Origin of the sequence: Endozoicomonas atrinae (assembly GCF_001647025.1) — a bacterium.
GTDB classification, from domain to species: domain Bacteria; phylum Pseudomonadota; class Gammaproteobacteria; order Pseudomonadales; family Endozoicomonadaceae; genus Endozoicomonas; species Endozoicomonas atrinae.
Genome location: NZ_LUKQ02000353.1, coordinates 1 through 4,355, shown reverse-complemented (window position 1 = coordinate 4,355; position 4,355 = coordinate 1). Strand labels below are relative to the sequence as shown.

The 4,355-nt window shown below is 41.9% G+C and carries 3 protein-coding genes; 2 read left to right on the top strand and 1 reads right to left on the bottom strand.

Annotated features, from left to right (window positions below; all coding sequences use genetic code 11):
- Positions 1–1,477: hypothetical protein (locus AK963_RS33695; protein ID WP_175404663.1), on the top strand; the 1,477-nt coding region annotated here is incomplete at its 5' end.
- Between the two features lie 29 nt (positions 1,478–1,506).
- Positions 1,507–1,896 (top strand): hypothetical protein, encoded by a 390-nt coding sequence (locus tag AK963_RS25950; RefSeq protein ID WP_066018262.1) that lies wholly within the window; start codon positions 1,507–1,509, stop codon positions 1,894–1,896.
- Positions 1,897–1,939: 43 nt separating this feature from the next.
- Here the strand turns inward: AK963_RS25950 and AK963_RS25945 are convergent, their stop codons facing one another.
- Entirely contained in the window at positions 1,940–3,883 is a 1,944-nt protein-coding gene (locus tag AK963_RS25945; protein WP_066018261.1) for a class I SAM-dependent methyltransferase, read from the bottom strand.
- Positions 3,884–4,355: the final 472 nt, after the last annotated feature.

Sequence of the window (4,355 nt, the reverse complement as noted above, 5' to 3'; positions counted from 1 at the left end):
TCTCTATACCGTGGGTGAGATCATCTATGGCTATGGCAAGATTGCTGAAACGGTAAAAGCCAGCGATATAGCAAAGCCAATGTTGGAAACCACCAACTACCTGCGAGCCCTTGGTAAAGAGTTCGCTAACTCAGCGGCAGGCAATGCAAAAGCGGCAAAACAAGCTGTAGATAACGTGATTGATACCATCGCAAAGAAAAGTGAAGACTCGACTACAAAATTCCAAGCCAGCATAAAGCGAAACATTGACCTCTCTAAGAAAAAAATTGATGAACTGCTCGGCAACTATCAAAAGGTCAATGAAGCCGTTGAAGAAGTGGGAGAAACCTTCGGCGACACCTTTGAAAGTGCGGCAGTGGCCTTGGAAAAGATCGACGCTGCCGAAACCAGTGCGGAACTGGCCAGCCTTGGCGTGGTATTAGCGGAGTCATTACGGGCAGGCATTATTACACAGGAGGAATATTACGAGGCGACCGAGGCCAGCCGGGAAAAGCTTCAGCAGTTCAATAAAGAGGCCAGGAAAACCGAGGAGGCACTCAAAGACGTTGGCGACAGTGCCGAGCAAGCCGGAGCGCAACAGGCCGAAGCGCTGACCGATGCCTCCACTATTGCCGGAGTTATGGCCGGTCATTACAACACTCTGGCCGAAGAACTACAGGGCATGAGTGGTGCGGCGCACGATGCCTTTGTGGCGATGAATGGCGTAGGCAACATCAACACCGAGCAGGCGATCAGCAGTATTGCTGAACTGAAAAGTCAGCTCGAAGAAACGAGAGAAGAACTCAACAAGCTACAGCACTCTTATACCTTCGATGTCACCGGCATCAGCAGTTGGATGAATGAGACTGCGAAAAATGCTGACTATGTCAAAAGTCAGTATTTAGAGCAGAAGATCGCCCTCGAAGAACTGTTAGAGAGTTATGAGCAGGGTGACTATATCGCTAGACGCTTTCTCCGTCAGGGCGAGCGAGCCGCTGATACGATGAACCTCCTGAACAATCAGGATTTAGACCGCCTAAACAATGCCATTCGCTCGGCAGAGCAAAACATGAATAGCTTGGGCGACAGTTCCCGTAATACCCTCAACAGCCTGCAAGATGAACTGGATGAATTACAGGGCAGGCAGTCGGATATTGAGCAACGTCGTTATCAAACGCAGCGTGACGATCTGAAGGCACAGCAGGCCGAGGCTATCGCCAAAGGGGATCAGGAGGCGATCAGCAATATCACCTCTGCCCTGCGGATCAGTGAGCAGATTTACAACGAACGTATCCGGCAGGCCAACAATGAAAAAGCCCAAGCCCTCCAAGAGAGCCAGGTGAGCACGTCGGCACCAACCACCCGAACTACACAACCGGCTCCACAAAAAATTATCCGGCTCGAATATCCCTGCGGTGCAGTCAATGTCGGCATTGATTCAACGGATGAAACCAAACTGCTGGAAGCCCTGAAAAACGCAGGCATGAGGACGCTTTAAAGGGCAGCCTTGAGCGAAAGGATAGCGCTATGCAACTGGACACCATTACCCTCCCGGACGATCTTCTCTGGATCAATGAGTTTGAATGGAACCCCGTCGAGCAAACCACCGAGCGGAGCCTGACCGGTGCTTTGCTGATTCAGGAAGGGCAATTCAATTATGGAAGGCCAATCGAGCTATCTGGCAATGGCGAGGCCGGTTGGGTATCCCGGCTGACGGTCAAGAACCTGTTTGCACTTTCCAAAGCGGCCAATAAAACCATGACGTTGACGCTCCCGGATAACCGACAGTTCTCCGTTATCTTTGATCGGTCTAACGGGGCTCCTGTAGAGGCGCAGCAAGTATTACCGTTTGCCTATCCAGAGGACAGCGATCAATACTTTCTGACCCTTCGCTTGTTGACCATTCACTCAGGGTGAGATGGGTTCAATCGGGACTGTAAATATACTTTACATTTTAAGCTTAACCAACCGCAGAATTCAGCGAAAGTGATGTAAAATACAAGTCTTCATTTGAATCACTACCGCTGTATTCACTGATGCTAGAGTCATCATTAAATGATTTAATTTCATTTTTAATGGGCTCTATAACAGCTTCAAACTTTTCACTATCATTATATCTAATCATAATTTCTAGCAATTCTTCGTACCGAACTAATTCATCAGCATCAGACACTGGACGAACCTGGCCTTTTTCATTAAGAATCTCTCTATAATATGACCATAAAACCCCTTCTACCCGATTTTTGAATGCCTGCGAAAAATTGAATCCAATTTGAACATTGGAATTATTAATTAATTCGTACAGATTAACCAGCTTCTTCGGGCTTTTTCCGTAATAACTAACATGGTATCCGCCTATAATAGCAGGATGGCCAAAACGGTATTTATGTTCTAAATCATAAAAACATGAATAATTACCACTATCTATTTTTGCTTCTTGTTGCCTTAATACAGACTCCGCTGAACTAAGAGTATAAGTGGCAGGGGTTTCTTTCTTTTCAATGCCATGACTTTTTAATATTATCCTAAATGCTTCTTCATTTAACGGGTCTAGCTCCATTGCTCTTGTTAATTTTTGATTATCGGTACTGTTAGTGAATGAACTTTTATATTCCAAACCATTAAATAATTTCGGAGCTAGAGGATTTAGATAAGAAAAAATCTTTTTTGAAATCAATTGATCTGATCTTGTACAATGTCGAACATCTAAATCGAATTCTTGCCAGCATTCCCTATACAAATTGTGTGCCTTTTCACTATCATAACTCCAAAAAATGACACGAATAGGGAGGTATTTATTGATATCTCTTAAAATACTTATAGTATGTGAATCTAACATTGAAAAAGATAGATCTACTGTCAACTGTGACGGTCTGACCATATCATTTGTATTTTCTAATAACTTTTTAAGTTCTATGCTCGGATTGCAGGACATTTCTAGATCATAGACACCATTCAGGTTATATTTGTCGATTCGAGACTGTAATTGCTTCTCTGGTTTATATTCGAAATGGATTAGGAATTTATTTCCAAATGAAATTTCAAATCCCATTTTTTTTAATGCACGTAAATTTGCTGTAGAAAATTCCAAGCCGCCCAGAATTATATGATTGCAGTTGCGTGCAGCATTCTGTATTACTTTTATCACTTCCCCAGGCTTGGCAATCACCTTATCTGTTAAAACACCGGATAATAAACAGATTTTTAATTCGTCAGATTCTCGAAGTTTAATCAGTTGTTGAATGATATCGCACTCAAAAAATGATATATTGCTTTTAATATCTACGGTTTTTCTTGCATTTTTAACTGCTAGACTTTGGTCTAAACCTATTAGCCTCATGGTTGATTTACTTTTCTCAGATAGCATTCTAAGAAATCTGCCATCACCACAACCCATATCGATGATCAGGGAATTAGTGGAAAAATCATTGGTTAATTCACCTATGAACTGTATGTATGCTTTGTGCAATTCCTTGTATGTTTCGGTTGCATAATCGCCATAAGTCTGTTTAATTGCATTTTCGCTGTTCCAGTAATACGGTTCAATTTCATTCGTAAGTGTGTAATCTGTTATTTTATATCTTTTGGCATTTACTACCGGATAAGTCCGGTAAAGAGAATTATTAAAGTCCATTAAGTCATGGTGAGGCTTTATCAATTCAGAGAAGTTCAAATCCTTGAAAGTGTCAGGAAAATCACGCTTTAAAGATTCTATCTCCCTATCCCGTAAAACTTTTCCTTTATGATAGTTGGGATTTGTTGACTTTCTGATAATAACGCACGAAGAAATTGGCGCTACATCACGAAATGAATCGCCGAACTTTAAACCATAGGAGTTAGCAAAAAAAGCTTTAATCTCTGAAGAGTTAAACGTAAACGTATTCAAAGAAGAATATATATTCATAGTATCTTTTATAATTTGATGGTTAATGATATGTCCCCTCAGAGGCTGTAAGGAAAGTTCTTCAACACATACTCAGTTAGGATTTTCAGAGGAAATACTTATTATAAAGGTTTGTTTCATATTCGCTGAAGATCTGATGATACGAGTGACTTACACAAAATCCTTAAAGTTCTGGCCTGAAATTACTGCATAAACTCGATTCAGTGATATTGGACTTCAAGCTTATGGAATTTCCGTCTTGCTTTAAGACCACGCCTTCTTATAAAAGTTCCTCCCTAACACACCCCATTCATTATTTATGTCAACCAAGCATAAGGATTTGCTATGGCTATCAATAATAGCGACGTAAAACTCTTCGAAAGCCAACGCCTAACCGATGAGGAAGATGGTGGTGGTCGGGTGACGGGTAACGAGGTCATTGATGGCAACGTCAATAATCTCTTTCAGGACATTTCCCGGATCGACCGAACCA